The sequence below is a fragment of the Falsiroseomonas oleicola genome (assembly GCF_019029495.1).
GTDB lineage: Bacteria > Pseudomonadota > Alphaproteobacteria > Acetobacterales > Acetobacteraceae > Falsiroseomonas > Falsiroseomonas oleicola.
In genome coordinates, this window is the sequence record NZ_JAERQM010000003.1 from 565,016 (window position 1) to 589,432 (window position 24,417).

General features: G+C 70.3%; 28 protein-coding genes. 13 read left to right on the plus strand and 15 right to left on the minus strand.

Annotated elements, in window-relative coordinates; genetic code table 11:
• Positions 1 to 6 precede the first annotated feature (6 nt).
• The 7 genes from JJQ90_RS13470 to JJQ90_RS13500 all read right to left on the minus strand — a co-directional run bounded on the left by JJQ90_RS13470 (position 7) and on the right by JJQ90_RS13500 (position 5,220).
• Positions 7 to 882, minus strand: a complete 876-nt coding sequence (locus tag JJQ90_RS13470; protein WP_216876165.1) for a SirB1 family protein — start codon at positions 880 to 882, stop codon at positions 7 to 9.
• 3 nt (positions 883 to 885) lie between these two features.
• Positions 886 to 1,266 carry a histidine triad nucleotide-binding protein gene (locus tag JJQ90_RS13475; protein ID WP_216876167.1) on the minus strand — a complete coding sequence of 127 codons (381 nt, stop codon included), beginning with the start codon at positions 1,264 to 1,266 and terminating at the stop codon, positions 886 to 888.
• A 302-nt stretch (positions 1,267 to 1,568) separates the two neighbouring features.
• Entirely contained in the window at positions 1,569 to 2,198 is a 630-nt protein-coding gene (locus JJQ90_RS27485) for a phosphoribosyl-ATP diphosphatase (protein ID WP_216876169.1), read from the minus strand.
• Positions 2,199 to 2,969 (minus strand): imidazole glycerol phosphate synthase subunit HisF, encoded by a 771-nt coding sequence (hisF, locus tag JJQ90_RS13485; protein ID WP_216876171.1) that lies wholly within the window; start codon positions 2,967 to 2,969, stop codon positions 2,199 to 2,201.
• Between the two features lie 154 nt (positions 2,970 to 3,123).
• Entirely contained in the window at positions 3,124 to 3,984 is an 861-nt protein-coding gene (locus tag JJQ90_RS13490; RefSeq protein ID WP_216876173.1) for a GNAT family N-acetyltransferase, read from the minus strand.
• Positions 3,985 to 4,142: 158 nt separating this feature from the next.
• A complete protein-coding gene (locus JJQ90_RS13495; protein WP_216876342.1) occupies positions 4,143 to 4,640 on the minus strand; it encodes a Fur family transcriptional regulator in 498 nt (165 codons plus the stop codon).
• A 121-nt stretch (positions 4,641 to 4,761) separates the two neighbouring features.
• Positions 4,762 to 5,220, minus strand: a complete 459-nt coding sequence (locus JJQ90_RS13500) for a MucR family transcriptional regulator (protein WP_216876175.1) — start codon at positions 5,218 to 5,220, stop codon at positions 4,762 to 4,764.
• 194 nt (positions 5,221 to 5,414) lie between these two features.
• On the opposite strand from JJQ90_RS13500, the gene JJQ90_RS13505 reads away from it, so the two are divergent.
• A complete protein-coding gene (locus tag JJQ90_RS13505) occupies positions 5,415 to 5,672 on the plus strand; it encodes a sulfurtransferase TusA family protein (RefSeq protein WP_216876343.1) in 258 nt (85 codons plus the stop codon).
• Between the two features lies 1 nt (position 5,673).
• On the opposite strand, the gene JJQ90_RS13510 is transcribed toward JJQ90_RS13505, so the two are convergent.
• Positions 5,674 to 6,081: a GNAT family N-acetyltransferase gene (locus JJQ90_RS13510; protein ID WP_216876177.1), complete on the minus strand. Its 408-nt coding sequence runs from the start codon at positions 6,079 to 6,081 to the stop codon at positions 5,674 to 5,676.
• Complete coding sequence (gene tsaB / locus JJQ90_RS13515; RefSeq protein WP_216876179.1) at positions 6,078 to 6,728, minus strand: tRNA (adenosine(37)-N6)-threonylcarbamoyltransferase complex dimerization subunit type 1 TsaB; 651 nt, start codon at positions 6,726 to 6,728, stop codon at positions 6,078 to 6,080. The genes JJQ90_RS13510 and tsaB overlap by 4 nt, the downstream gene beginning before the upstream one ends.
• A 314-nt stretch (positions 6,729 to 7,042) precedes the next feature.
• On the opposite strand from tsaB, the gene JJQ90_RS13520 reads away from it, so the two are divergent.
• The 6 genes from JJQ90_RS13520 to JJQ90_RS13545 all read left to right on the plus strand — a co-directional run bounded on the left by JJQ90_RS13520 (position 7,043) and on the right by JJQ90_RS13545 (position 13,101).
• Positions 7,043 to 8,371, plus strand: coding sequence for an aspartate aminotransferase family protein (locus tag JJQ90_RS13520; RefSeq protein WP_216876181.1), 1,329 nt, complete (start codon positions 7,043 to 7,045; stop codon positions 8,369 to 8,371).
• A gap of 7 nt (positions 8,372 to 8,378) precedes the next feature.
• Positions 8,379 to 9,740 carry an ATP-binding response regulator gene (locus JJQ90_RS13525; RefSeq protein WP_216876184.1) on the plus strand — a complete coding sequence of 454 codons (1,362 nt, stop codon included), beginning with the start codon at positions 8,379 to 8,381 and terminating at the stop codon, positions 9,738 to 9,740.
• 52 nt (positions 9,741 to 9,792) lie between these two features.
• Positions 9,793 to 10,764 (plus strand): CobW family GTP-binding protein, encoded by a 972-nt coding sequence (locus JJQ90_RS13530; RefSeq protein WP_216876186.1) that lies wholly within the window; start codon positions 9,793 to 9,795, stop codon positions 10,762 to 10,764.
• Entirely contained in the window at positions 10,764 to 11,771 is a 1,008-nt protein-coding gene (locus tag JJQ90_RS13535; protein WP_216876188.1) for a WD40 repeat domain-containing protein, read from the plus strand. The genes JJQ90_RS13530 and JJQ90_RS13535 overlap by 1 nt, the downstream gene beginning before the upstream one ends.
• Before the next feature lie 11 nt (positions 11,772 to 11,782).
• On the plus strand, positions 11,783 to 12,610 hold the full coding sequence (locus JJQ90_RS13540) for an aldo/keto reductase (protein WP_216876190.1): 828 nt from the start codon (positions 11,783 to 11,785) through the stop codon (positions 12,608 to 12,610).
• A gap of 83 nt (positions 12,611 to 12,693) precedes the next feature.
• Entirely contained in the window at positions 12,694 to 13,101 is a 408-nt protein-coding gene (locus tag JJQ90_RS13545; RefSeq protein ID WP_216876192.1) for a DUF3775 domain-containing protein, read from the plus strand.
• 4 nt (positions 13,102 to 13,105) lie between these two features.
• On the opposite strand, the gene nth is transcribed toward JJQ90_RS13545, so the two are convergent.
• Positions 13,106 to 13,753, minus strand: a complete 648-nt coding sequence (gene nth, locus JJQ90_RS13550; protein WP_216876345.1) for an endonuclease III — start codon at positions 13,751 to 13,753, stop codon at positions 13,106 to 13,108.
• Positions 13,754 to 13,860: 107 nt separating this feature from the next.
• Between nth and JJQ90_RS13555 the strand changes: the two genes are divergently transcribed.
• The gene (locus tag JJQ90_RS13555) at positions 13,861 to 14,364 is read left to right on the plus strand and encodes a DUF2244 domain-containing protein (RefSeq protein WP_216876194.1); all 504 of its coding nucleotides are present in this window, start codon (positions 13,861 to 13,863) and stop codon (positions 14,362 to 14,364) included.
• 23 nt (positions 14,365 to 14,387) lie between these two features.
• Here JJQ90_RS13555 and JJQ90_RS13560 read toward each other — a convergent pair whose 3' ends face one another.
• The 3 genes from JJQ90_RS13560 to secB all read right to left on the minus strand — a co-directional run bounded on the left by JJQ90_RS13560 (position 14,388) and on the right by secB (position 17,177).
• Positions 14,388 to 14,834, minus strand: coding sequence for a helix-turn-helix domain-containing protein (locus JJQ90_RS13560; protein WP_216876347.1), 447 nt, complete (start codon positions 14,832 to 14,834; stop codon positions 14,388 to 14,390).
• 175 nt (positions 14,835 to 15,009) lie between these two features.
• On the minus strand, positions 15,010 to 16,647 hold the full coding sequence (gene lnt, locus JJQ90_RS13565; RefSeq protein ID WP_329959440.1) for an apolipoprotein N-acyltransferase: 1,638 nt from the start codon (positions 16,645 to 16,647) through the stop codon (positions 15,010 to 15,012).
• A 14-nt stretch (positions 16,648 to 16,661) separates the two neighbouring features.
• Complete coding sequence (gene secB / locus JJQ90_RS13570) at positions 16,662 to 17,177, minus strand: protein-export chaperone SecB (protein ID WP_216876196.1); 516 nt, start codon at positions 17,175 to 17,177, stop codon at positions 16,662 to 16,664.
• 167 nt (positions 17,178 to 17,344) lie between these two features.
• Between secB and trpS the strand changes: the two genes are divergently transcribed.
• The gene (gene trpS, locus JJQ90_RS13575; protein WP_216876198.1) at positions 17,345 to 18,358 is read left to right on the plus strand and encodes a tryptophan--tRNA ligase; all 1,014 of its coding nucleotides are present in this window, start codon (positions 17,345 to 17,347) and stop codon (positions 18,356 to 18,358) included.
• A 12-nt stretch (positions 18,359 to 18,370) separates the two neighbouring features.
• Here trpS and JJQ90_RS13580 read toward each other — a convergent pair whose 3' ends face one another.
• The gene (locus tag JJQ90_RS13580; RefSeq protein WP_216876200.1) at positions 18,371 to 20,308 is read right to left on the minus strand and encodes a polysaccharide biosynthesis protein; all 1,938 of its coding nucleotides are present in this window, start codon (positions 20,306 to 20,308) and stop codon (positions 18,371 to 18,373) included.
• 112 nt (positions 20,309 to 20,420) lie between these two features.
• On the opposite strand from JJQ90_RS13580, the gene JJQ90_RS13585 reads away from it, so the two are divergent.
• The 4 genes from JJQ90_RS13585 to JJQ90_RS13600 are packed head-to-tail and all read left to right on the plus strand — an operon-like array spanning position 20,421 to position 23,800.
• Positions 20,421 to 21,080 (plus strand): glutathione S-transferase family protein, encoded by a 660-nt coding sequence (locus tag JJQ90_RS13585; RefSeq protein ID WP_216876202.1) that lies wholly within the window; start codon positions 20,421 to 20,423, stop codon positions 21,078 to 21,080.
• Positions 21,077 to 21,961 carry a VOC family protein gene (locus JJQ90_RS13590; RefSeq protein ID WP_216876204.1) on the plus strand — a complete coding sequence of 295 codons (885 nt, stop codon included), beginning with the start codon at positions 21,077 to 21,079 and terminating at the stop codon, positions 21,959 to 21,961. The genes JJQ90_RS13585 and JJQ90_RS13590 overlap by 4 nt, the downstream gene beginning before the upstream one ends.
• Positions 21,958 to 22,707, plus strand: coding sequence for an FkbM family methyltransferase (locus JJQ90_RS13595; RefSeq protein ID WP_216876206.1), 750 nt, complete (start codon positions 21,958 to 21,960; stop codon positions 22,705 to 22,707). The genes JJQ90_RS13590 and JJQ90_RS13595 overlap by 4 nt, the downstream gene beginning before the upstream one ends.
• 10 nt (positions 22,708 to 22,717) lie before the next feature.
• Positions 22,718 to 23,800 carry a glycosyltransferase family 4 protein gene (locus JJQ90_RS13600; protein WP_230410621.1) on the plus strand — a complete coding sequence of 361 codons (1,083 nt, stop codon included), beginning with the start codon at positions 22,718 to 22,720 and terminating at the stop codon, positions 23,798 to 23,800.
• Positions 23,801 to 23,804: 4 nt separating this feature from the next.
• Here JJQ90_RS13600 and JJQ90_RS13605 read toward each other — a convergent pair whose 3' ends face one another.
• A complete protein-coding gene (locus JJQ90_RS13605; protein WP_216876208.1) occupies positions 23,805 to 24,413 on the minus strand; it encodes a LysE family translocator in 609 nt (202 codons plus the stop codon).
• Between the last annotated feature and the right edge of the window lie 4 nt (positions 24,414 to 24,417).

Genomic DNA, 24,417 nt, shown 5'->3' on the forward strand with positions numbered 1-24,417 from the left:
CCGCGATCAGTTCAGCCGCTGCCGCAACTCCTCCAGCAGCCCACGCACCCGCATCGCCTGGATCCCCTCCGGCGCCAGCCGCAGGAAGGTTTCCAGGGCGCTGATGGCGGCGGCGATGTGGTCCAGGCGCTGATGCATCAGCCCGGCCTCACGCCATAGCGGCGCGGCATCGGGGGCGAGGCGCAGCATGTCCTCCGTGCAGGCCACGGCGCCATCCAGGTCACCGTCGCGCAGGCGCCGCACCTTGATGTTGTTCTGCAGCCGCAGCAGCACCGCGCGCTTGTCCATCGGCGCCAGCGTGCTCGGCCCCAGCTCCGCCTGGTCGCCGGCAAAGCGCTTCAGCAAGGCGCGCAGCGCGCGGGCGTCCATGGCTTCGCCATTCGAGAAAACATCCACCACCACCTTGCCGCGCCCGGCGAGCGCCAGCAGGAAATGGCCGGGGAAGTCGACGCCGTGCGCCTCCCACCCCGCGGCCTCCGCCGCATGCAGCCAGAGGATGCCCAGCGTCACGGGCAGGCCGCGGCGACGCTCCATGGCGCGCAGCAGATTGGCATTGGCCAGGTCGTCGTAATTCTCGCCATCGCCGCCATAGCCGAAGCGGCCATGGATCACCTCCGCCAGCACGGCGCGACGCCGCGCGGCATCGCCGCCATCGGCCTCCGGATCGGCGGCGGCGGCCTGCACCGCTTCGCGCGCCAAGGCGGTCAGGTGCTGGGTGCCGGCGCGCCAATCGAGCTCCGGCGCATCGATCCGGGCCAGTTGCAGGGCGGCGCTGGCAATGTCGATCTCGGCATCGGGCAGGCTGCCGATCGCGGTCAGCGCGGCGCGCGCCTCAACGACGCCCGGCGAGGGGACGCCCGGCGAGGGGTCCGGCCCGCTCACGCCTCAGCCCGCCGCGACCATCCGGCCAAGCCGACGACCGCCAAAGATATGGACATGGAAATGCGGCACCTCCTGCCCCGCATCCTCGCCCATATTCGCGAGGATTCGGTATCCATTCGCCTCCAGCCCCAGCGCCCTGGCCACCTGGCCCACCGCACGCCAGAAGCCGGCAATCTCGGCATCCGAGGCCTGGGCGGAAAAATCCGCCTGGCTCACATAAGCCCCCTTCGGAATCACCAGCACATGCAACGGCGCCAGCGGATTGATGTCGTGGAAGGCCAGCGCATGCGCATCGTCATGCACGACCTTGGCCGGAATCTCGCCACGCAGGATGCGGGCGAAAATGTTCTGCGGATCATAAGGCGGCAGACCAGTCACACGCATCTCCGTCAAACTCCCCATTCCGACCCCTGTTCTGGCGAGGCCGGAACAGGGACGCAAGGCGGGCTGTGTCGTGCTGGCGGTTCGCAGGGAGGGCGCTGCCCTCCCCGCACCCCACCCGCGAAGGGGCAGTGGCCCCTTCGAACCCTCGACTTAGGGGTAGGCGAGAGGAGGGGCACGAAGCGACCGTTGGTCCCGACGCGCCCGCCATGCCCCTCCTCTCGCCTACCCCTTAAATGGGTTTCCAAAGGGACCACTGTCCCTTTGGCGGGGGTGCAGGGGGCAGCGCCCCCTGCAAACGACCATCACGGCAGCTTGGTCGTCTGCGCCGCCCGTACCAGGGCCTTCGGTCGTGCGGCTTTCTCGGCGATGCCGGAGATGCCTTGGCGGCGGGCGAGTTCGGTCCAGACTTCGGTCGGGGTGATGCCGGCGTCCACCCAGACGACGATCAGGTGGTACAGCAGGTCGGCGCTTTCCAGCACGGTGGCGGCGCGGTTGCCCAGGGTCGCCTCGATGACGCATTCCACCGCTTCCTCGCCCAGTTTCTGGGCGACTTTCGGCGTGCCGCGCGACAGCAGGCGGGCGGAGTGGGAGGTGGCGATGTCGCCGGACTGGCGGCGTGCTTCCACTGTCTGCCACAGCAGGTCGAGGATGGCCGCATCGGCGCCTGCCACGCTGAAGGGGGCCAGGGCGGTGGCGCCGGCATCCAGGGCGCGGGGGCGGGCCAGCTTCTCGGGCGCCGGGATGGAGGCGGGAATCGGCAGGGCGGCGGCGATCTTCGCGGATTTGCGCAGCGCCTTGGCGGGCTTGAGCTTGGTCGCCTTGGGCTTGGCGGACTTGAGCTTGTCCGCCCGGGGCTTCGCGGCGGCCTTCGGCTTCGGCTTGGCCTTGCTCACGGCCTTTGGGGCCGCGGCGCGCTTCACGGTCTTCGCCATCTAGATCGCCTCCGCCAGGGGCCGCACCGGCAGGCCGGCGGCTTCCAATGCCGCCTTGGCGTCCGCGATCCGCATCTGGCCGTAGTGGAACACGCTGGCTGCCAGCAGCCCGGTCGCCCCGGCCTGCGCGCCCTGCACGAAATGCGCGGCCTCGCCGACGCCGCCGGAGGCGACGATGGGCAGGCGCACCGCCGCGCGCACGGCGCGCAGCAGGTCGAGGTCGAAGCCGGATTTGGTGCCGTCGCGGTCCATCGAGGTCAGCAGGATCTCGCCGGCCCCGCGTTCCGCCGCCTGGCGGCACCATTCCACCGCGTCGATGCCGGTGCCGCGGCGGCCGCCATGGGTGAAGATCTCCCACTGCCCGGGACCACTGGCGCGGGCATCCACGGCGACGACGATCGCCTGGCTGCCGAAGGCTTCCGCCCCGCGTGTGATCAAGGCGGGGTCGGCGATGGCGGCGGAGTTGATGGAAATCTTGTCGGCGCCGGCCAGCAGCAGGCGGCGCATATCCTCCACGTTCCGCACGCCGCCGCCGACGGTCAGCGGGATGAAGACCTGCGCGGCGGTGCGGGAGACGACGTCGAGGATGGTGTCCCGCCCCTCATGGGATGCGCCGATATCGAGGAAGGTGACCTCGTCCGCGCCTTCCCGGTCATAGATGCGCGCCTGCTCGACCGGGTCGCCCGCGTCGCGCAGCTCGAGGAAATTCACGCCCTTGACGACGCGGCCATCCTTCACGTCCAGGCAGGGGATCACACGCAGGGCCAGCACCGGCAGCACTCCGGAGGGGACGGGGGACAAATTCCCGACATGTCGCTTGTCACGCCGGCCCGGCTGGAGAACGGCGCGCGCCGGGTGATTGCGACGCGCGGGCGCCGCGGTCAAGCGACCGATGGCGCGCGGCAGCCTTGCTCAGCCCCGATGTTCAGCTTGGGCCGGCGGTCCGCTCATAATGCCGGAAGTACTTGTCGGTGATGAGGTCGGTCTTCACCACGATGCAGACATCGGTGGTGTTGAACTGCCGGTCGATCACCGCGCCATCGCCGACGAAGCCGCCGAGCCGGAGGTAGCCCTTCACCAGCGGCGGCAGCGCGCCCAGCGCCGCGCGCATGTCGAGCGCCCCCGCCGGCAGCCGGTCCATCGCCACGTACCGCTCCGCCACGGCGCGGGGCCGCAGCGCGGGAGGGGCCAGGTGGTTGGCGTAGAGGTAGCTGAGCTGGGGGGCCAGCGCTTCCAGATCCGTGCCGGGGAGGGAGGCGCAGCCGAACATCAGGTCGATGCGGTGGCGGAAGACGAAGGCGGCGATGCCGCGCCACAGCAATTGCAGCGTGCCGCGGGTGCGATAGGACTCGGCCACGCAGGACCGGCCGAGTTCCAGCACCTGGCCGTCGAAGGCGAGCAGCGGCGCGATGTCGTATTCGGCGGCGGAATAGAAGCCGCCCAGCCGCTCGGCGGCCGGCCGGCGGATCAGCCGGTAGGTGCCGACCACCGCTTCCGGCCCCTGGCCGAGATCATGGTCGAGCACCAGCAGGTGGTCCGCCACGGCGTCGAATTCGTCCACGTCGCGCCGCGCCGCGCGCATGGCCGGGTCGGCCTGGGCGCCCATTTCCTCGTAGAAGACGCGGTAGCGAAGCGCCTGGGCGGCGTCGATCTCGGCGGGGGTCTCGGCGAGGCGAAGGCCGAGATTGCCGGCCCGCAATTCCTCGAAGCCCTCCGTCACCGGCGCGATGCGGGCGGGCTCGGGCGACGGGGCCGCATCTTCCGGCAGGGGACCGTCCACGCTCATGCAAATCCCTCTTCGGTCTGATGCCTTGCTGCGATCCCCCGTTTCGCATGTCTGGTGCCGATGGGCGATGCCACCCGGCCCATTGTTGCGATCTGCGCCGTGACGGTTCCATGTCGTGGGGATGCCTGGCCCCGATTCCGCGCCGCGAGGCGGCGTCGTCAGCTCCGGGGCTTGGCGGCGCGTGGGGGGCGCGGCGGCGGGTTGGCCGGGGCCTTGCGGCCGAACAATTCCAGTCGCTGCCCGACCAGGGTGAAGCCGAGCCGGCGGGCGATGGCCTGGGCCAGCTTTTCGTGCTCGGGATCCTCGAATTCCAGCACGCGTCCGGTATCGACGTCGATCAGATGATGGTGATGGCCACGATCGGTGGGGTCGTAGCGGGCGCGGCCGCCGCCGAAATCGCGGCGCTCGACGATGCCCTTCTCCTCCAGCAGCCGGACCGTGCGGTAGACGGTGGCGACGGAGATGCGGGCATCCAGCGTCACGGCGCGGCGGTAGAGTTCCTCCACATCCGGATGGTCCTCGGCCTCGCTGAGGACGCGCGCGATCAACCGGCGCTGGCCGGTCATCTTCAGGCCGCGTTCGACGCAAAGCCGCTCGATCCGCGAGGGATCGGGGCGGTCCAGGTCGGCGCGTGTCGGGGCGTCGGAACTCTGCATGTTCGGGCGCGGCACCTTCCGGCGATCCGGCCCGAATGGGCCGGCACGCTATCCATAGCGCCGACAGCGCGGCTCTGCCACCCGCTGGACGGCAGCCTGTGGTGCCACCGCGTCGGCGGTTTCAGACCTCGCGCGCGGTGCCGGCGCCTGCGGCCCGGCCACGCCCGGGCGGGCGGCCGCGCGGCTTGGTGCCGAGGCCGATCCGCTTGGCGAGGGTCGAGCGATGCTTGGTGTAGTTCGGCGCCACCATGGGGTAGTCCGAGGACAGGCCCCAGCGTTCCCGATACTGGTCCGGCGTCATGTCGAAGGACGTCTTCAGATGCCGCTTCAGCATCTTCAGCTTCTTGCCGTCTTCCAGGCAGATCAAGTATTCCGGTGTCACCGACTTCTTGATGGGAACGGCGGGCTGCGGCCGTTCCGCCACCTCCACCACCGGCTGGCCCATGCTGGACAGGGTGCGGTAGACTTCCTGGATCAGATTGGGCAGGTCGGCGACCGCCACCGAATTGTTCGAGACATGGGCTGAGACGATCTCCGCCGTCAGGCCCAGCAGGTCGGAATTTGCCGTGGTCTCAGCCATTTTTCTTGGTCTCGCTTGTACATTCGGCCGGCGAGGCCGAAAACATTCTTGTCGTTGATGACACGATCCTCGTTGGGGCCCGGTTGATGGAACCACCGTGACCAGGAACCCTACGCCTTGACGCTTGCTATTCTTATATTGCCGCGAATCGGCGCCTTGCAACGACGATTGTCAAACAAAATGAGGTTCTGGTGATGATTTTTGTCACAGGCGAAGAACAGACCCATGACGCCGACCTCGATATCACCGCCGAGACTTGTCCGATGACCTTCGTTCGTACCCGACTCGCCCTGGATCGTATGCTGCCGGGCCAGGTGCTGCGGCTGCGATTGAAGGGGGATGAGCCACGCCGCAATGTGCCGCGCACAGCCACCGAACAGGGCCACCAGCTCCTCGCCACCGCCGAACAGGCCGATGGCGCGGCGCTTCTCTGGATTCGCAAGAAGGGTTGAATCAGCCCGCGAGGTCGCGCCGCAGCACCAGCGCGTCGGACCCGTCGGGATAGTAACGTCGGCGCCGCCCGACCTCGGCGAAGCCTGCCGCCGCATAAAGCGCCCGTGCCGCGACATTGCGTTCGGAGACTTCCAGGAACATCGCCTGCGCGCCACGCAGCACCGCGCCGGCCATCGCCTCCGCCAGCAGGGCCGACCCCAGGCCGGCCCGCCGGGCCGCCGGCACCACCGCCAGGGTCAGGATTTCCGCCTCATCCGCCGCGACCCGGGCCAGCACGAAGCCCTGGCCGGGGCGCAGCACGCCGAAGCCGCCCGGCAGTTCCAGCATCAGGGCGATCGCCGCCGCGCCCCAGGCCTCGCCGGGCGGAAACGCCGCCGCATGCAGGGCGGCGGCCTCGCCGGCATTCATGCGGGCCGCCGCACCGCCGGCGGCTCGACATAAAGCGGCGTCGCATCGCGCATGGGGATGTGCCCGGCCAGCCGCTCCAGCGCCACGCGCCCGGCGGCGGCGGCCAAGGGCAGGCGCGCCTCCGTCAACAGCGCATCGGCGCCGCGCGCCAGAAGGGCCTCCGCCGCCGCCTCCGCCGCATCGCCAACCATCGCCACCGGCCCCTCCGGCAGGGGCAGGTCCTCCACCGCCATGGGCTCCGGCGGTGCCTCCGCCTGCCAGGCGCCCGGCGCCAGCCGTTCCAGCACCAGCCGGCCACGCCGCGTATCAACCACCGACCACACCGCCCGGCCGGCGCGCAACTCCTCCGGCAGCGCCGCGGCCAAGGCCTCCCCGGTCGTCACGCCAACCAGCCGCGCCCCGGCGCCGAGCGCCAGCCCCTCCGCCAGCGCGATCGCGGCGCGCAGCCCGGTGAATCCACCCGGCCCCACCACCACCGCCACCGCATCCAGCCCTGCCAGGGCGCGGGCGACACGCTGGGCCATGGGCGGCAGGTCCACCGGCTGCCGCCGCGCACCCTCCGCCACCTCCTCCGCCACCAGGACACCATCGACGAAGGCGGCGGCGGAACAACGGGCCAAAGCCCCATCCAGAACCAGAAGTTTCATCGACTGCCTGTGGCGTATAAGGGTGGCGCGGGCGGTTTGCAGGGGGACGCTGTCCCCCTGCACCCCCTGCCAAAGGCCAGTGGGCCTTTGGAAACCGGGGATTCAGGGGAGGTTGAGGGAGGGGCCGGCGGACCCGCCGATCCAGCGGGTGCTTGGTGCCCCTCCCTCAACCTCCCCTCAGTCTGGGGTTCAAAGGGCCCACTGGCCCTTTGCGGGGAGCGCGAGGGGCAGCGCCCCTCGCAGACCCACCCGCGTCACCGCTTGCCGCCACGCGCGGCGCTTGCTTTGCTGGGTGGGCAGAAGGATGTCTTCCGATGAATGAGATACAGATTCCGCGTCGCAACAACCTCGACGCGTTCTGGATGCCCTATAGCGACAACAAGTATTTCAAATCCACCCCGCGTCTTTTGGCGCGTGCCGAGGGCATGTCCTATTTCACGCAGGATGGGCAGGAGGTGCTGGATGGCACGGCCGGCCTGTGGTGCTGCAATGCCGGCCATGGGCGGCGGGAGATCGTCGAGGCGATCCAGAAGCAGGCGGCGGTGATGGATTTCGCGCCGACCTTCCAGCTCGGCCATCCCATTGCCTTCGAGGCCGCGGCCCGGGTGGCGGAGATGACGCCGGAGGGGATGGACCGCGTCTTCTTCGTCAATTCGGGGTCTGAGGCGGCGGATACCGCGCTGAAGATCGCACTCGCCTATCACAAGGCGCGCGGCGAATCGCAGCGCGTGCGGCTGGTGGGGCGGGAGCGTGGCTATCACGGGGTCGGCTTCGGCGGCATGTCGGTGGGTGGCATCGGCGGCAACCGCAAGCAGTTCGGCGCGCAGCTTCCCTATGTGGACCATCTGCCGCACACGCATCTGCCGGCGAAGAACGCCTTTTCCCGCGACCAGCCGGAGCATGGCGCCGACCTGGCGGAGGTGCTGGAGAACTTGGTGCAGCTGCATGGCGACACCATCGCGGCGGTGATCGTGGAGCCGCTGGCCGGCAGCACCGGCGTGCTGGTGCCGCCCAAGGGCTATCTGGAGAAGCTGCGCCAGCTCTGCACCAGGCATGGGATCCTGCTGATCTTCGACGAGGTCATCACCGGCTTCGGCCGCATCGGCGCGAATTTCGGCGCGGAGCGACTGGGCGTGACGCCGGACATCATGACCATGGCCAAGGGGCTGACCAACGCCGCCGTGCCGATGGGCGCGGTCGCCACCAGCAACCTGGTCTATGAGACCATTGTCGATGGTGTGCCGGCGGGGATCGAGCTGTTCCACGGCTATACCTATTCCGGCCATCCGCTGGCCTCGGCCGCGGCGATCGCCACGCTGGACCTGCACAGGGCGGAGGATCTGCCCGGCCGGTCGCGCGCGATGGAGGGGTATTTCGGCGATGCGGCGCATGCCATGCGGGATGCGCCGGGCGTGATCGACGTGCGCAATTTCGGCCTGGTCGCCGGGATCGAGCTGGAGCCGCGCGTCGGCAAGCCCGGCGCCCGCGCCATGGAGATCTTCCGCACCTGCTTCGACAAGGGCGTGCTGACGCGGGTGACCGGCGACATCGTGGCGCTGTCGCCGCCGCTGATCGTCGAGCGGCCGCATGTGGACCGCCTGTTCGGCACGCTGGCCGAGGCGATCCACGCCGTGCCGGCCTGAGAGCCGCTTGCAACCCGGCCGCGCGCAGCTCCTGCTGTTGCTGATCCCGGCCGTTGCCGGGATCGGGGTGGCGGTGCTGGTGGTTGCAGGCGTCGTGGCGCGGCCGGTGCCGGCGCTGGTCGCGCTGGTGCTGGTCCAGGCCCTGGCCGCGGTGCTGGTGGTGCTGCTGCGCAGGCGCGTGGCGGCGCCGGACGATGCTGATCGCCGTGCGGAGGCGGAAGCGCGGCGGCGCGTGGAAGTCCTGCGGCGCGACATGCTCGCCATCGCGGCGCATGAGGTGCGAACGCCGCTCGGCGGCATTGTCGGGCTGCTCGACCTGGTGCTGGAACAGCCCGGCCTGAACCAGGCCGGGCGGTTGGATGCCGCGGCCGCGCGGCAGGCGGCGGCCGACCTGATGGTGGTGCTGCGCGACCTGATCGAGGTGCCGGGCGCCGCGCCGCAGCCTTTGGCCGACCAGCCCTTCCGGGTGGATGCGCTGATGGCGGAGGTCGCGGCCTTGCTGCGGGCGCGGGCGACGCAGCAGGGCGACCGGCTTTCGGTGGCGGTCGCCGCTGGCACCCATCCCACCTGGCGCGGCGACCCGCCGCGCATCCGCCAGATCCTGATCAACATGGTGGTCAACGCCATCCGCTTCACGGAGGGCGGGGAGGTGCGGATCGAGGCGCGGGAGACGGCGGCCGGGGCGCTGGAATTGCGGGTGTCCGACACCGGGCGGGGCATCGCGCCCGACCGGCTGGATGCCCTGTTCCAGCGGTTCCAGGACAGTGATGGCGGCACCGGGCTTGGCCTGTCCATCTGCCGCGACCTGGCGGCGCGGATGGGCGGCGGGATCGAGGTGCAGAGCGCGCCGGGCCATGGCAGCGGCTTCACCGTGACCCTGCCCCTGCGGCAGGCGACGGAATCGGAGATGCCGCCGCCGCCGCCACCGCCAACGACCCCCGCCGCCCCCCGCTCCGCCCCGCCGAAGCCCGGCCTGCCGGTGCTGGTGGTGGATGACGTGGCGGTGAACCGGCGGCTGCTGACCACGCTGCTGGATCGTGCGGGCCTGGCCCATGAACAGGCCGGCGATGCCGAGGCGGCGCTGGCCCTGCTGCGCGCAAGGCCCTTCGCCGCGGTGCTGATGGATCTGGAGATGCCGGGAGTCGACGGGCTGGCGGCCACCCGGCTGCTGCGCGCCCTGCCCGGCCCCGCCGGGCGCCTGCCGGTGCTGGCGGTGACCGCGCATGACGACCCCGCCACCCGCGCGGCGGCCCGGGCGGCGGGCATGGATGGTTATCTGGTGAAGCCGGTGGCGCTGGCGGAGCTGGTGGCGGCGCTGGATGCGGCGTCGCGGGACAGGTCATCTGGGTTGCAACCGCCGCACGGGTAGCCGGCCGCCCGAATCCCATATATGCGCGCAAACCGATCCGGAGACTGCCCCCATGGCCGATGCCCCCGTTCCCGTCACCGTGCTCACCGGCTATCTCGGCGCCGGCAAGACCACGCTGCTCAACCGCATCCTGTCGGAGAACCACGGCAAGAAATTCGCCGTGGTCATCAATGAATTCGGTGAGCTGGGCGTGGACAACGACCTCGTCGTCGATGCCGACGAGGAAGTGTTCGAGATGAACAACGGCTGCATCTGCTGCACCGTGCGCGGCGACCTGATCCGCATCATCGGCGGGCTGATGAAGCGCAAGGGCAAGTTCGACGGCATCATCGTCGAAACCACGGGCCTGGCCGACCCCGCCCCGGTGGCGCAGACCTTCTTCGCGGATGAGGATGTGAAGCGCGCCACGAAGCTGGACGCCATCGTCACCGTGGTGGACGCCAAGCACCTGTTCGCGCGCCTCGATGACAGCAAGGAGGCGCAGGAGCAGATCGCCTTCGCCGACATCATCGTGCTGAACAAGATCGACCTGGTCACCGCCGAGGAGGCGGATGCGGTGGAGCGCCGCATCCGCGGCATCAACCCCTATGCCGAAATCCGCCGCGCCACGAAGTCCGACGTGCCGATCGAGGCCGTGATCGGCCGAGACGCCTTCAACCTGGAACGCATCCTGGAGCGGGACCCGGAATTTTTGTCGGGCGAGGACGACCACACCCATGACGACGCCGTCATGAGCTTGTCCTTTGAGGCGACGCGCCCGCTGGACCCGGAAAAGTTCAACGCCTGGATCAGCGATCTGCTGCAGAAGAAGGGCCAGGACCTGCTGCGCACCAAGGGCATTCTGGCCTACGCCAATGACGACCGGCGCTTCGCCTTCCAGGCGGTGCATATGATCGCCGATGGCGACTATATCGGGAATTGGAAGGACGGCGATCCGCGCCGCTCCAAGATCGTCTTCATCGGCCGCGACCTGAACCGCCCGCAGCTTCGTCGTGGCTTCGAGGCCTGCCAGGTGCCGGCCTGATGGCTGGCGTGACGGAAGCTGATTTCCTGCTGGCCCAACGCGGTGCGACGCAGGAGTTCGGCGGCTGGGTGGTGGCCGCGATCTTCGACCGGGCGGGGCGGCTGGGCTTCGCCCTGGCGGATGGCACGCTGCGGATCGGCGACATCACGGCCGAGGCGCATGATGGCGCCATCCTCTCGGCCTGCGCCGATGCCAAGGGTGGCTTCCTGACCGGCGGCGACGATGGCCGCCTGGTGCATACGGCGCCGGACGGCACGGTGACGCAGATCCAGAAATTCGGCAGCAAATGGGTGGACCATGTGGCGGCGCATGCCTCGGGCGTGCGCGCGGCCTCGGTGGGCAAGTTCGCCCATGTGCTGGACGAGTCCGGCAAGGTGATGAAATCGCTGCCGCATCCGTCCTCCGTCGGCGGGCTGGCCTTCGACGCCAAGGGCAAGCGGCTGGCGGTGAGCCATTATGGCGGTGCCTCGCTGTGGTTCGTGGCGGCGAAGGAGGACAAGCCCAAGCTGCTGGAATGGAAGGGCAGCCACCACGCCATCGCCTTCAGCCCGGACGGCACCCATGTGGTGACCGCGATGCAGGAAACCGCGCTGCATGGCTGGCGGCTGGCGGACGGCCAGCACATGCGCATGTCCGGCTATCCGGCCAAGACGCATTCCATCTCCTTCAGCAGCCGGGGCCGCTGGCTGGCGACGAGCGGGGCGGAATCCGTTGTGCTCTGGCCCTTCTTCGGCGGCGGCCCGATGGGCAAGGCGCCGACCGAGCTGGCCGGCGGGGATGAGGTGCTGTGCAGCGCCGTCGCCTGTCATCCGCAGCATGAGGTGGTGGCGGCCGGCTTCAGCGACGGCATGGTGCTGATGGCGGAAGTGGCCAGCGGCAAGGTGGTGCCGGTGGCCCCGCCGCGCGATTCCGCCATCACCACCCTGGCCTGGGACGCCGCCGGCACAAGATTGGCTTTCGGCACGGAGGCGGGCTTCGCCGGCTTCGTCGACCTTTCGCAACGCTGAGGAAGCGCCCCATGCAGATCCCCGCCATCGAGACGCCGAACATCCGCATGCCGCGCCTGGGCCTCGGCACTTGGCCGATGAAGGGCGAGGACTGCACCAAGGCGGTCGAATCGGCCCTGGCGCTCGGCTACCGCCACATCGACACGGCGGAGATGTATGGCAATGAGGATGCGGTGGGCCTCGGCCTCGCGGCTTCCGGCCTGCCGCGCGGGGAGATCTTCCTGACCACGAAGATCTGGAACGACAAGACCAACGGCGCCGCCATCCGCACCGCCTTTGACGCCAGCCTGAAGCGGCTGGCCACGCCCTATGTCGACCTGTTGCTGATCCATTGGCCGAGCCCGGAGCTGGACCTGCCGGATGCGCTGGCCGGGCTGGCGGCGATCCGGGCGGAGGGGCGCGCCAAGGCCATCGGCGTGTCCAACTTCCCGCCGAAGCTGCTGCAGCGGGCGGTGGACCAGGGCGTCGGCCTGGCCTGCCTTCAGGTCGAATGCCATGCGCTGCTCGATCAGTCGAAGCTGCTGGAGATATGCCGCGCCAACGACATGGCGCTGACCGCCTATTCCCCCCTCGGCAAGGGCAATGCCCCGAACGAGCCGGCGCTTCAGGCCATCGCCCGGAAGCATGGCGCGACGGCGGCGCAGGTGGCGCTGGCCTGGCTGCTGGCGCAGCCCGGTATCGCCATGGTGCCGAAGGCGGCAAGCCCGGCGCGGCAGGCGGAGAACCTGGCGGCGCTGGAGCTGAAGCTGGATGCGGCCGACATGGCTGCCATCGCCGCCTTGCCGAAGGATCGACGTTTCGTGAACCCGGCCATGGCCCCCGACTGGGCCAACGGCTAAGTATTTTCGGCCCGATCCGGGAACCGGACCGGGCCTCGACCTCTCATCAACACAGCAACGACACGACGAAAAGGGACAGCCTCATGGCGGAGCCTTCGGAAGACGATCTCGACCTGGGCATCAGCCTGGAAGTGGTGGCGACCCTGGTGGACCATGCCCGGGCGGTGCAGGGCACCGAGGTTGTGGACCTCGACGCCGAGCCGGATGCCGAGCCAAGCGAGGCGGAGGCGGAGGATGAGCTGGACGAGGACAGCCTCCGCGCCGCGATACTGGCGCTGAACGAGGATGAGCAGGCGTCGCTGATCGCCCTCGCCATGGTCGGCCGCGGCGACTTCACGCCCGAGGAATGGGACGAGGCGCTGGAACAGGCTGCCGAGCGCGAGGGCGCCGAGGATGCGGCGGAGCTGCTGCTCGGCATGGACAATTTCGGCGATCTGCTGGCGGAAGGCGTCGCCGCCTTCGGCCTGTCGATCGAGGACATCGAACGGTAGGCAGCTACCTCGCCGGCGGCGCCAGGACTTTCTGCGGGAAGAGGCACTGCGCGACCGCCGGGCAGCGCCAGCATTCCGGGGCGCGCGCCTTGCAGATGTAGCGGCCGTGCAGGATCAGCCAGTGATGCGCATCCCGCAGCATGTCGGGCGGGCAGCGCTTCATCAGCCCATCCTCCACCTGCCGCGGCGTTTTCCCCGGTGCCAGGCCGGTGCGGTTGCCGAGGCGGAAGATATGGGTGTCCACCGCCATCGTCTCCTGCCCGAAGGCGACGTTCAGCACCACATTGGCGGTCTTGCGGCCGACTCCGGGCAGGGCTTCCAGCGCCGCGCGGTCGTTCGGCACCTCCCCGCCATGGCGGTCCAGCAGAAGCTGCGACATCGCCACGACATTGCGGGCCTTGCCCTGCCACAGCCCGATCCGCCGGATATGCGGCGCCACCCCCTGCACCCCCAGCGCGACCATGGCGGCGGGCGTGGCGGCGGCCTCGAACAGGGTGGCGGTGGCCTTGTTCACCGCGACATCGGTGGTCTGGGCGGACAGCGCCACCGCCACCAGCAGGGTAAAGGCATCGCGGAAATGCAGCTCGGTCTCCGGCGCCGGATTGGCGGCGGCCAGGGCGCGCAGGAAGGCTTCCGCCTGCGCGCGGTTCATCGGCCGGGCCTTGCGCGGGGCGCGCGGCTTGCGGGCGGGGGGGCGGGTGGCGGGTTCTGAATTTTCGGGCATGGCGGAAGCGCAGCCCTACCCCATAGTAGGGAGGCATGTCAGCCACCGCCGAACCGATCCTGTTCGAAGCCGTCAGCACCCCGTCGCAGAGCCTGTCGGCGCGGGGCATGCGGCTGCTGTGCCTGTTCAGCGCCGCGGGTGCCGCGGTGCCCGGCGGGCTGTTCCTGGTGCTCGGCGCCTGGCCGGTGCTGGGCTTCCTGGGGGTTGAGGTGGCGCTGGTGCTGGGGCTGGTGGCGCTGCATCGCCGTTGGGCCGCGCGGTCCTGGGAGACGGTGCAACTCACCGGGCAGCATCTGCGCGTGGTCACGGCCAATGGCCGCGGCGGGATGCGGGAGGCGGTGCTTCAGCCCTACTGGACCCGGGTGATGCTGGAGGAGCAGCCGGGCGGCACGGCGCGGCTGGCCCTGGTGCAGCGCCACCGCCGGGTGGAGCTGGGCGGCTTCCTCTCAGACGCCGAGAAACGTGACCTGGGCGAGGCACTGGCAGCGGCGCTGCTGCGCTATCGCAGCCCTGACTTCGACAACCCTCAGTTGCACTGACCCATCCTCGCTCCGAGGGGGCCTCACTCCGAGGGGGTCAGGCTCTTGATCAGGTCGAAGACGCGCTTGCGGACCGAGGCATCGGTGATCCGGTAATAGGCGCGGACCAGTTCCAGCGTCTCCCGCCGATGCAGCGTATCGTCCTCGAAGCCGTCGGGCTGTTCCTGGAACCCGCCGAAGCGGCGGTTGCCGTGGCTGCCGCCGACCTCGGGTGGCATGTCGTCGAAGAAGAAGCCGATCGGCACGTCGAGGACGCGGGAAATGTCGAAAAGGCGGCTGGCGCCAATGCGATTCACGCCCCGCTCGTATTTCTGCACCTGCTGGAAGGTGAGGCCCAGCGCCTCGCCAAGCTTTTCCTGGCTCATGCCAAGTAGCGTTCGGCGGAGGCGCACGCGGCTACCGACATGCACATCAATCGGGCTGGGGCGGTGTTCACGCTCCGTGCGCTCGACGACGTCTTCGCTTGGGATGGCCAACACTCGCACTCCAATCCAGGGGCGTCCAGGTCCCACCCATTCAGGGGGCCATCCTGGCCAGGGCGGAGCCGACACACGTCCAGGTATCCCCACACGCGTGCAGCGGCGACGCCAAGGGGTATTCGTGCGGTCAGGATTTGTCAACTCTTTTGAGAAATCTCAATAAAGCTCACGCGCCCCCGGTGGCGCCTGTTCCTGGAGACAGTCGGTCGCCGCGCGCGCCGCCTCGCGGAAACGAACCGATGGTCGCGGCGATGGATACAAAGGCGAGAAGAACGACGGGAATCCACAATCCCAGATGGGCGAAGGGCGTCGCCGCCGCCGCCTTGGGCAGGGGGGCCACCACAACCCCGGTTTCGGCCAGGCCCATCCGCGCCACGGTCCGGCCGCGCGCGTCGAAGACGGTGGAAATGCCGGTCTGCGCCGCCCGCACCAGCGGCAGTCCCTCCTCCACCGCGCGCAGCCGTGCGGCGGCCAGGTGCTGGTGCGGGCCGGCGGAGACGCCGAACCAGGCGTCGTTGGTGATGTTGAGCAGGAAGCCCGGGCGGTCGGCGGGCGTCACCCGGCCGGGGAAGATCACCTCGTAGCAGATCAGCCCGCCGAAGGCGGGAAGCCCGGGCAGACGGATGTTGCGAAGGCCGGGGCCGGCCGAGAAATCCAGTGCCGAGACCACCAGCCGAATCGGCAGCAGCCCGCGCAGCGGCGTGTATTCGCCGAAGGGCACCAGATGCGCCTTGTCATAGGCATCCAGCACCGTGCCCTGGGCGTCCAGCGCCACGAGGCTGTTCCAGACCCGGATGGCGCGGCCATCGGCGCCGAATTCGGCGCGCACGCTGCCGGCCAGCAGCAGCGCGCCGGGGGGCAGGGGTGCCGTCGCCATCTCCGCCGCGCGGGTGTCGCTGGCCAGCAGGAAGGGGCTGGCGGTTTCCGGCCAGACCACGACGATGCGGTTGTCCGGCGCTTCCTGGGCCGCGGTGCGGACGCCGCCGGCGGTCAGGTCGATATAGCGCTGGAAGATCGGCAGGCGGCTTTCCTCCCGCCACTTCGCCTCCTGCGCCACATTGCCCTGCACCAGCACCATGGTGACCGGCTCCGGCTCGGGCTCGATGGGCCAGAGGCGGATCAGGCCGATGGCGGCGAAGCCGAGCAGCGCCAGGCCGCCGCCCAACCAGCCGCGCCGCCCGGCGAGCGGCGCCAGGGCCAGCAGGACGGTGGCCAGCGACAGCCCATGCACCCCGATCCAGGCGGCGGCCTGGAGGGGAAAGCTGCCAAAGGCCCAGACGGTGCCGAGCAGGTTCCAGGGAAAACCGGTGAACAGCACGCCGCGCAGCAGCTCCGCCGCCAGCCAGGCGCCCGCGAAGGCCAGGCCCTGCGGCCAGCCCGGCCGCGCCAGCCGCGTCAGCAGCGCCGGCAGCAGGTTGAAGGCGGCCAGCGGCAAAGCGAGGCCCGGCACCGCGAGCGGCACCAGCCACCAGAAGCGCTCCACCTCCGTCAATATGGCATTGGTCAGCCAATGCAGCCCGGCGATGTGGAAGCCCCAGCCCCAGGCGAGACCGATCCAGGCGGCGCGGCGCGCGGTCGGCGCCTGGGTCACCATGATGAACAGGCCGGGCAGGGAGATCAGCAGCACCGGCAGCAGATGCACCGGCGGCAGGGCCAGGGCGGCGATGGCGCCGAGGCCGAAGGCGGTGGCCAGCGCCCGCCAGAAGCCGGGGCCTTCCAGCCGCCGGGTCAGCGCATGGCGCCAGCGGCTGGGGGTCAGAAGGCGACGGGCCAGCCCGCCACCGGAGGGGGGGCGGGCGGGCACGGTGCCGGCGGCCTTCAGGCCAGGCCGACCGGCTGCTGCTGCACCGCCTGGGCACCCGGCCCACGCCGGCTCTGCCACAGCGCCACGAAGTCGATCGGCGCCAGCATCACCGGCGGGAAGCCGCCGTCACGGGTGATGTCGGCCAGGATGTTGCGGGCGAAGGGGAACAGCAGGCGGGGGCATTCCACCAGCAGAACCGGCTCCAGGTGCTGCTGCTCCACATTGATGGTGAAGACGCCGCAATAGACCAGCTCGGCGATGAAGCAGGGGGTGTCGCCCACCTTGGCATCGGCGCGGATCTGCAGCGACACCTCGAAGACATTCTGGCCTTCCTGCACCGGGCGGGCCTGCACATCCAGCGCCAGGTCGACCCGCGGCTGCTCGCGCAGCGTCACGTAGATCTCCGGCGCGCCGGGAACCTCGAAGGACAGGTCCTTGGTGTACTGGATATTGAGCTGCAGCGGCGGCAGCGGCGCCTGGCCGGCATCGCCGTTCGGGATGGGGGAGGAAGGGGCGTTCAGGTCGGACATTCGGGGGTTCCCGCTCAAGCGAAGATCGGCTGACGCCCGGCTACCACGACCCATCCCGGCGGGCCAGCCTCGGCCTGACCTGACATGTCCCGGCTTGATGGCCCTGACTTGACGTGGGCCGCCCGGCCGGCACAACGGGGGCGCCCCTGTGCAGAGTGACCTGACCGATGACCCGCGCCCAGCCCCGCGTCTTTTCCGGCATCCAGCCCTCCGGCGTGCCGACCCTCGGCAATTATCTCGGCGCCATCCGCAACTGGGTGCCGATGCAGGACACGCATGAGGCGATCTTCTGCGTGGTCGACCTGCATGCCATCACGGTCTGGCAGGACCCGAAGGAGCTGGCGCGGCAGACCCGGGAAATGGCGGCGGCGCTGATCGCCTGCGGCCTGGACCCGAAGCGCTGCACCCTGTTCCTGCAATCCCATGTCCATGCCCATACCCGGCTGGCCTGGATCATGAACTGCGTGGCGCGGCTCGGCTGGCTGAACCGGATGACCCAGTTCAAGGACAAGGCCGGCAAGGACAAGGAAGCGGCCTCGGCCGGCCTCTATGTCTATCCGAACCTGATGGCCGCCGACATCCTGACCTACCACGCCACTTTGGTGCCGGTGGGCGACGACCAGCGCCAGCACCTGGAACTGGCCAATGACATCGCCCAGAAGTTCAACCACGACTATGGCGTGGAGTTCTTCCCCAGGATCGAGCCGCTGATCCAGGGCGTCGCCGCCCGGGTGATGTCGCTGCGGGATGGCACGAAGAAGATGAGCAAGTCGGATCCCTCCGACCAGTCGCGCATCAACCTGACCGACGACCACGACTCCATCGCCCAGAAGATCCGCAAGGCCCGCACCGATGCCGAGCCGTTGCCCGGTCATGCCTCCGGCCTGGAGAACCGGCCGGAAGCGCGCAACCTGGTCGGCATCCTGGCCGCGATCACGGGCACCCTGCCGGAGAACGTGCTGCGGGAGCATGAGGGCAAGGGATTCGGCGCGTTCAAGGAGGTGCTGGTCGCCGCCCTGGTGGCGCATCTGGACCCGATCCGGAAGGAAATGGCCCGTCTGCTGGACGACCCGGCGACGCTGGACGCCCAGTTGCGCCTTGGCGCCGACCGGGCGGAGGCGGTGGCGGCGCCGATCTGCGCCCGGGCGGAGGAGATCGTGGGCTTCCTGCCGCGCAGGTAGCGGGTGGGGGGGTTAACCGCCCCCCGTCCCATCCTCATGCGCGAATTCCGGCACCAGCGCCCCCAGCCGTGCCAGCGCCGCCTTGCCATCCCCGGCGCCGGCCAGGGCGGCAATCTCGTCGATCGCCCGCCCCATCTCGGCCACATCGGTCGTCCGCGGCACCGCCACCAGCAGCCCGGCGAAATTCGTCGGCTGCGGCGGCTCCTGCCCGTGGAACAACTCCTCGAACAGTTTTTCGCCCGGGCGCAAACCCGTAAAACGGATTTCCACATCCTCCTCCGGCCGCAGCCCGGCCAGGCGGATCATGCGCCGCGCCAGATCCACGATCTTCACGGGCTCGCCCATGTCGAGGACGAAAATCCCGCCCTCGCGCAGCTCCTTCGGCTGGTCGGCGCGGTCCGTCGCGCCCACCACGCTGGCCTGAAGCACCAGTCCCACCGCCTCCCGCACCGTCATGAAGTAGCGGCGCATGTCGGGGTGGGTCACGGTCAGCGGCCCGCCGCGCTCCAACTGCCGGCGGAACAGCGGCACGACGGAGCCGGTGGAGCCCAGCACATTGCCGAAGCGCACCGTCACCAGCCGCATGCCCGTGCCGCTGGCCCGCGCCGTGCGGTCCAGCGCCTGGCAGTACATTTCCGCGAGTCGCTTGGAGGCCCCCATGACGCTGGTGGGATTCACCGCCTTGTCGGTCGAGATGAACACCATCAGCGAACAGCCGGAGGCGCGGGCCGCATCGGCCACCACGCGGGTGCCGGCGGCATTGGTCAGCAGGCCCTCCATCGGGTCGTTCTCGACCATCGGCACATGCTTCAGCGCCGCCGCATGGAAGACCAGCTCCGGCCTGATCTCGGCAAACAGCCGCCCGATCCGCTCGGCATCGCGCACATCGGCCAGCACAGCGCGACGCGGCACGGCCGGGTGCCGCTCCCGCAGCTCCAGGTCGATTTCGTAAAGCACGTATTCGCCGTGATCGAGCAGCGTCAGGCTGGCCGGACCCAGCGCCGCCACCTGCCGCGCCAGCTCGCCCCCGATGGTCCCGCCCGCGCCGGTCACCAGCACGCGGCGGCCCTGCACCAGCCGGGCCATGCCTTCGCGGTCCAGCGGCACCTGCGGGCGGTCCAGCAGGTCCTCGATCTCCACCGGGCGCAGCCGCACGCGCTGTTCCGGCTCCGCCCGCTCGCCGGGGCGGCGGCTGGCGGGGCCGAGCGCCGTCACGCGCGGGGCGCGCTTCACCGGCACGCCATGGCGATCCGCCGCATCCAGCAGCCGTTGCAGCGCCCCGCCCTGCAGATCGGGCGTCGCCAGGATGATCTGGGCCGGCAGCCGCCCTTCCTCCCGCAGCCCGTCCAGAACCGTGGCCGCATCCTCCACCGTGCCGAGGATCGGCAGGCCGTGGATGCGCCGGCCGAGCTGCCTTGCCCGCTGCGACAGAATGCCCACCACCCGATAGGCCGGGCTGCGTTCCTGGGCGAGCGCGCGGATGAACAGATCCGCCCCATCCCCCGCGCCCACCAGCAGGGCCGGCTGCGCCGGTGTCTCGCTCAGCGGTCCGGCGCGCCCCGCATGCTGCAGCCGCGCGGCAATCCGCGGCGCGGCCAGCAGCGCCGCCAGCACCAGCGCATGGATCACCGGAAAGCCGATATTCTGAGGGTGCCAGGTATCGATGAGATAGACGCCCATCCAGAACAGCACCGCGCCTCCGGCCGCCGCGGCCGAACTCGCCAGCAATTCGGGCAGCGAGGCAAAGCGCCAGTACTGCTGTGGCAGCCGCAGCGGCAGCCCGGCCAGCAGCAGCGCCCCCACCGCCCCCGGCACCGCGCCCAGCCACCACAGCCCCGGCGGCCAGTTTCCCGGCACGGCGAGCCAGACCGCCGCCGGCAGGGCGAGCGCCGCCACCAGCGCGTCCAGCCCCAGATTGAGAAGAATGCGATCCCGCGCCGATGCCGCCATTTTCCTCTATTAGCCCCGCCGGGGGCGCGCCGGAAGGCGATGCCATCCGGAGGTTCGACGGCGCCCTGTCTTCGTGCCAATTTCCCGCCACTGCAGAAGGGCGGGACAGAAGATGGCCGAAGGCAGGCTGGTGATCGGCACGAAGCGCTACTCCTCCTGGAGCCTGCGCGGCTGGCTGATGGTGCATCTGGCGCAGCTCGAGGTGGAGGAGGTGATGATTCCCCTCGCCGGCGGTGGCGGCACCCAGGCGATCAAGGCGGTCTCCCCCAACGCCCTGGTGCCGTACCTCGAACATCGCGGCGCGCGGGTCTGGGAAAGCCTGGCGATCGCGGAATACTGCGCGGAGTTCAAGGCGAACCTCTGGCCGCGGGACCGCACGGCGCGCGCCCATGCCCGCTCCATCGCTGCCGAGATGCATGCCGGCTTCCGCGGGCTGCGCATGGCCATGCCGATGAATCTCGGCCGGGAATTCCCGGGCCATGGCCGCAATCCCGACAGCCTGGCCGACATCGCCCGCATCGAGGCGATCTGGGCGGAGGCGCTGGGCCTCCATGGCGGCCCCTTCCTGATGGGGGGTGACTTCGGCCTGGCGGATGCCATGTACGCCCCCGTCGTCGCCCGCTTCCTCACCTGGAAGCCGGAGCTTTCCTCCACCAGCCACGCCTATGTGGCCGCTGTCCGCGCCCATTCTCTGGTCGATCGCTGGTACCGCGAGGCCGCTGCCGAGCCCGCGGAGTGGCTGCTGCCAAAGTACGAGAACCCTGCCCTATGAGCTTTGCCACCACCCTCGACCATGTCGGCCTCTGCACCGCCGACCTGCCGGCGCTGACCGGCGCCTGGGAACGTATGGGCTTCGCCCTTTCCCCTTTCGCCCGCCAATCCGGCAAGCGCACCCCCGAAAGCCCGGTGGAGGCCTTCGGCAGCGGCAATCGCTGCGCCTTCCTGGAACACGGCTATATCGAGCTGCTCGGCCTGATTGACAAAAGCCTGTTCGCCAACGGGTTGGATGGATTCCTCGCGCGCTACACCGGCGCCCATATTATCGCCTTCGGCATTCAGGATGCGGAGGGCAACCTCGAACGCCTGCGCCGTGGCGGCCTGCCCATCCCCGGCGTCTCCTGGCTGCAACGCCCGGTGGAGGAAGGCGGCCCCATCGCCCGCTTCGCCCGCCTGCCCTTCCCGGATGCGCCGGAAGGCCGGGTCCAGCTTGTGCAGCACCTGACCCCCGAACTGGTCTGGGACCGCCGCTGGATGGACCATCGCAACGGCGCCGTGGCGCTGGAGACCACCATTCTGGCTGTTGCCGAGCCGGCCGACACCGCCGCGCGCCTGTCGCAGCTCACCGGCCAGCCGGCGCGGCCGGACCCGCTGGGTGGCTTCGTGCTGACCCTGCCGGGGGTGGAGGGCGGCGCAGGTCCCTTCTCGCCCGCTTTGCCGACCCATCTGCGCATCCTGCCGCCGGCGGTGCTGGACCAGGTCCTGCCCGGCGTCACCGCGCCCGCCCTGCCCTTCATCGCCGGCCTGGTGATCCGCACCGGCGATGGCGGCAAGGCGGCGCGCGAGGTGTTGGCCGGGCTGCCGGTGCGGGAGGCGCCGGACGGCATCATGGTGCCGCCCGAGGCGGCCGGCGGAGCGGCCGTGGTCTTCGCGTGACCACAGCTGCCGCCATCCGCCATTCGCTGCGGACCTATTACGTCCCCGGCCGCGCCGCGGCGCTGGACGGCTTCTACGCGCGCTTCCTCGGCCCGGGGGAGCTGGGTTTCGATGTCGGCAGCCATGTCGGCGACCGCAGCGCCAGCTTCCTGCGCCTCGGCGCGCGGGCGCTGGCGGTGGAGCCGCAGCCGCGCCTCGCTCGGCTGCTGCGCCTGCTCCATGGCCGCACCCCCGGCTTCACCCTGGTCTCCGCCTTGGTTGGTGCCGAGGCCGGTACCGCCACCCTGCGGGTGAACTCGAAGAATCCCACGGTGGCCAGCGCCTCGGCCGATTTCATCGCCGCCGCCACAGGCGCGGAGGGCTGGGAGGGCCAGGTCTGGGACACCGAGCTGACCCTGCCCGTCACCACGCTCGATGCCCTGGCCGCCGAACATGGCGCGCCCGACTTCCTCAAGATCGACGTCGAGGGCTATGAGGCCGTGGCCCTCTCCGGGCTGTCCCGCCCCCCGCGCAGCCTGTCCTTCGAATTCACCACCATCCAGCGCGGCGTGGCGGCGGACTGCATGGGCCGCCTCGCCGCCCTCGGCTACCGCCATTTCAATGCCTGCCTGGGGGAGGGGATGCGCTTCGCCCATGAAACACCGCTGACCGCCGCTGCCATGGCGGATTGGATCGCCGCCTTGCCGCATGCCGCCAATTCCGGCGATGTCTATGCCAGCCTGGAGCCGGCCCGGCTGGCGCCCTGACCCTTGCCGAATGGCCCTGCAAGGGGCACAGGGCGGCGCCATGCAGTTCCGCGCCCTGATCGAGCATCTGGCCTTCGCCGTATCGCTCGCCGTGCTCTCCGCCCTGGTGGTGCGGTTGATGATCGCCTTCCCGATCCTGGACCAGCCGAATGCGCGCAGCGCGCATAGCCGGCCGACGCCGCGCGGCGGAGGGCTGGGCGTGGTGGTGGCCTTCGTCGGCGGCATGTCGGCGCTGTTCCTGACCGCCACCTATGCCCGCATCGCCGACCCGCAATTCATCGGCGTGATCCTCGCCGCGCTGGCCATTGCCGGGGTTGCGCTGGTGGATGACGTCAAATCCCTGTCGGCGCGGCTGCGGCTGGGCGCGCAGGCGGCGGCGGCACTGGTCGCGCTGGGCAGCGGGCTGGTGCTGTCGCGGCTCGCCTTGCCCTGGATCGGCGTGGTGGAGCTGGGCTGGGTCGGTGTGGCGCTGACCCTGGTCTGGATCATCGGCTGCACCAATGCGGTGAACTTCATGGACGGGCTGGACGGGCTGGTGGGCGGCACGCTGCTGCTGGCCAGCGCCGCCCTGGCGCTGATCGCGGCGCTGCAGGGCGGCTGGTTCGTCTATGCCGCGGCGCTGTTCCTGGCGGCGGGCTTTGCGGGATTTCTGCCCTTCAACCTGCATCCGGCCCGCATCTTCATGGGCGATGTCGGCAGCCAGTTCGCCGGCTTCATGTTCGCCACATTTGCCGTCGCGGCAGCGCGCTTCGATGGCCAGCAGGTCTCCTTCCTCATCGTGCCGCTGCTGATCTTCGGCCTCCTCTTCGACGCTGGCTTCACTTTGGCCCGCCGTGCCCTGATGCGCGAGAGGCTGGCCGAGGGGCACCGGACGCATCTGTACCAGCTCGCCCAGCGCAGCGGCGTGCCGACCCGCGTGGTCGCCGCCACCCATTGGGGTTTTGCGATCTTCCACGCCGCCCTGGCGCTGCTGTTCCTGCGCCTGCCGCCGGAGGCCAAGCCGCTGGTGGTGCTGCCGGCATTGGCCGTGCAGGGGCTGTGGCTGGCCTATGTGGTGCGCCGGATGCGCATGGCCGGCCTCGGCTGGCGGTGAAGCCCTACCGCGCCACGATGGTCACCGCCGTGCCGGCCATCACCGCGCCGCCGCCCCGGTTCATCAGCCGCAGGGCGCGTGGCGAGGTGAACAGTCGCCGCGCCCGCGCCGCAGCCAGCGCATAGCCCATCAGCACGCTGGTGCAGATGCCGGCCGTCACCAGCGCCAGCTCGAAAAACCCCAGCAGCGTCAGCCCGCCGAGATCCACCACCGTCGGCAGCAAAGCGAAGAAGAACATCATCGCCTTCGGATTGCCGAGATTGACCGCCAGCCCCGCCAGGAACATCCGCCCCGCATCGGCCGCCGGCGGTGGCGCCGCCAGCGGCCGGATCGGCGCCCGCCACAGCTTCCAGGCGAGATACAGAAGATAGGCCGCGCCGGCATAGCGCAGCACCTCGAACACCCCGCCCAGCGAGGCGGCGAGCAGCGCCAGGCCGGTGGCGGCGAGCGTGAACCACAGCAGCGCGGCGGTGACCACGCCGGCGACGAAGGCCGGCGCGCCGCCCAGGCCCTGCGCCAGCACCCGCGCGATCAGCGCCGTGACGCTCGGCCCCGGCAGGATCAGCACCGCCAGGTAGGAGGCCGCGAAGAGCAGCAGGGCGGAGGGCTCCATCGGC

Excerpts from the sequence above, each read along its gene's own strand:
- secB (WP_216876196.1), bottom strand. The coding sequence starts at position 17,177 with ATGTCCGACCTGAACGCCCCTTCCTCCCCCATCCCGAACGGCGATGCC.
- JJQ90_RS13490 (WP_216876173.1), bottom strand. The coding sequence starts at position 3,984 with ATGAGCGTGGACGGTCCCCTGCCGGAAGATGCGGCCCCGTCGCCCGAG.
- JJQ90_RS13535 (WP_216876188.1), top strand. The coding sequence starts at position 10,764 with ATGGCTGGCGTGACGGAAGCTGATTTCCTGCTGGCCCAACGCGGTGCG.
- JJQ90_RS13520 (WP_216876181.1), top strand. The coding sequence starts at position 7,043 with ATGAATGAGATACAGATTCCGCGTCGCAACAACCTCGACGCGTTCTGG.
- JJQ90_RS13555 (WP_216876194.1), top strand. The coding sequence starts at position 13,861 with ATGTCAGCCACCGCCGAACCGATCCTGTTCGAAGCCGTCAGCACCCCG.
- JJQ90_RS13585 (WP_216876202.1), top strand. The coding sequence starts at position 20,421 with ATGGCCGAAGGCAGGCTGGTGATCGGCACGAAGCGCTACTCCTCCTGG.
- JJQ90_RS13590 (WP_216876204.1), top strand. The coding sequence starts at position 21,077 with ATGAGCTTTGCCACCACCCTCGACCATGTCGGCCTCTGCACCGCCGAC.
- JJQ90_RS13540 (WP_216876190.1), top strand. The coding sequence starts at position 11,783 with ATGCAGATCCCCGCCATCGAGACGCCGAACATCCGCATGCCGCGCCTG.
- tsaB (WP_216876179.1), bottom strand. The coding sequence starts at position 6,728 with ATGAAACTTCTGGTTCTGGATGGGGCTTTGGCCCGTTGTTCCGCCGCC.
- trpS (WP_216876198.1), top strand. The coding sequence starts at position 17,345 with ATGACCCGCGCCCAGCCCCGCGTCTTTTCCGGCATCCAGCCCTCCGGC.
- JJQ90_RS13600 (WP_230410621.1), top strand. The coding sequence starts at position 22,718 with ATGGCCCTGCAAGGGGCACAGGGCGGCGCCATGCAGTTCCGCGCCCTG.
- JJQ90_RS27485 (WP_216876169.1), bottom strand. The coding sequence starts at position 2,198 with ATGGCGAAGACCGTGAAGCGCGCCGCGGCCCCAAAGGCCGTGAGCAAG.
- JJQ90_RS13505 (WP_216876343.1), top strand. The coding sequence starts at position 5,415 with ATGATTTTTGTCACAGGCGAAGAACAGACCCATGACGCCGACCTCGAT.
- JJQ90_RS13495 (WP_216876342.1), bottom strand. The coding sequence starts at position 4,640 with ATGCAGAGTTCCGACGCCCCGACACGCGCCGACCTGGACCGCCCCGAT.
- JJQ90_RS13510 (WP_216876177.1), bottom strand. The coding sequence starts at position 6,081 with ATGAATGCCGGCGAGGCCGCCGCCCTGCATGCGGCGGCGTTTCCGCCC.
- nth (WP_216876345.1), bottom strand. The coding sequence starts at position 13,753 with ATGAACCGCGCGCAGGCGGAAGCCTTCCTGCGCGCCCTGGCCGCCGCC.
- JJQ90_RS13580 (WP_216876200.1), bottom strand. The coding sequence starts at position 20,308 with ATGGCGGCATCGGCGCGGGATCGCATTCTTCTCAATCTGGGGCTGGAC.
- JJQ90_RS13605 (WP_216876208.1), bottom strand. The coding sequence starts at position 24,413 with ATGGAGCCCTCCGCCCTGCTGCTCTTCGCGGCCTCCTACCTGGCGGTG.
- JJQ90_RS13475 (WP_216876167.1), bottom strand. The coding sequence starts at position 1,266 with ATGCGTGTGACTGGTCTGCCGCCTTATGATCCGCAGAACATTTTCGCC.
- JJQ90_RS13545 (WP_216876192.1), top strand. The coding sequence starts at position 12,694 with ATGGCGGAGCCTTCGGAAGACGATCTCGACCTGGGCATCAGCCTGGAA.
- JJQ90_RS13530 (WP_216876186.1), top strand. The coding sequence starts at position 9,793 with ATGGCCGATGCCCCCGTTCCCGTCACCGTGCTCACCGGCTATCTCGGC.
- JJQ90_RS13500 (WP_216876175.1), bottom strand. The coding sequence starts at position 5,220 with ATGGCTGAGACCACGGCAAATTCCGACCTGCTGGGCCTGACGGCGGAG.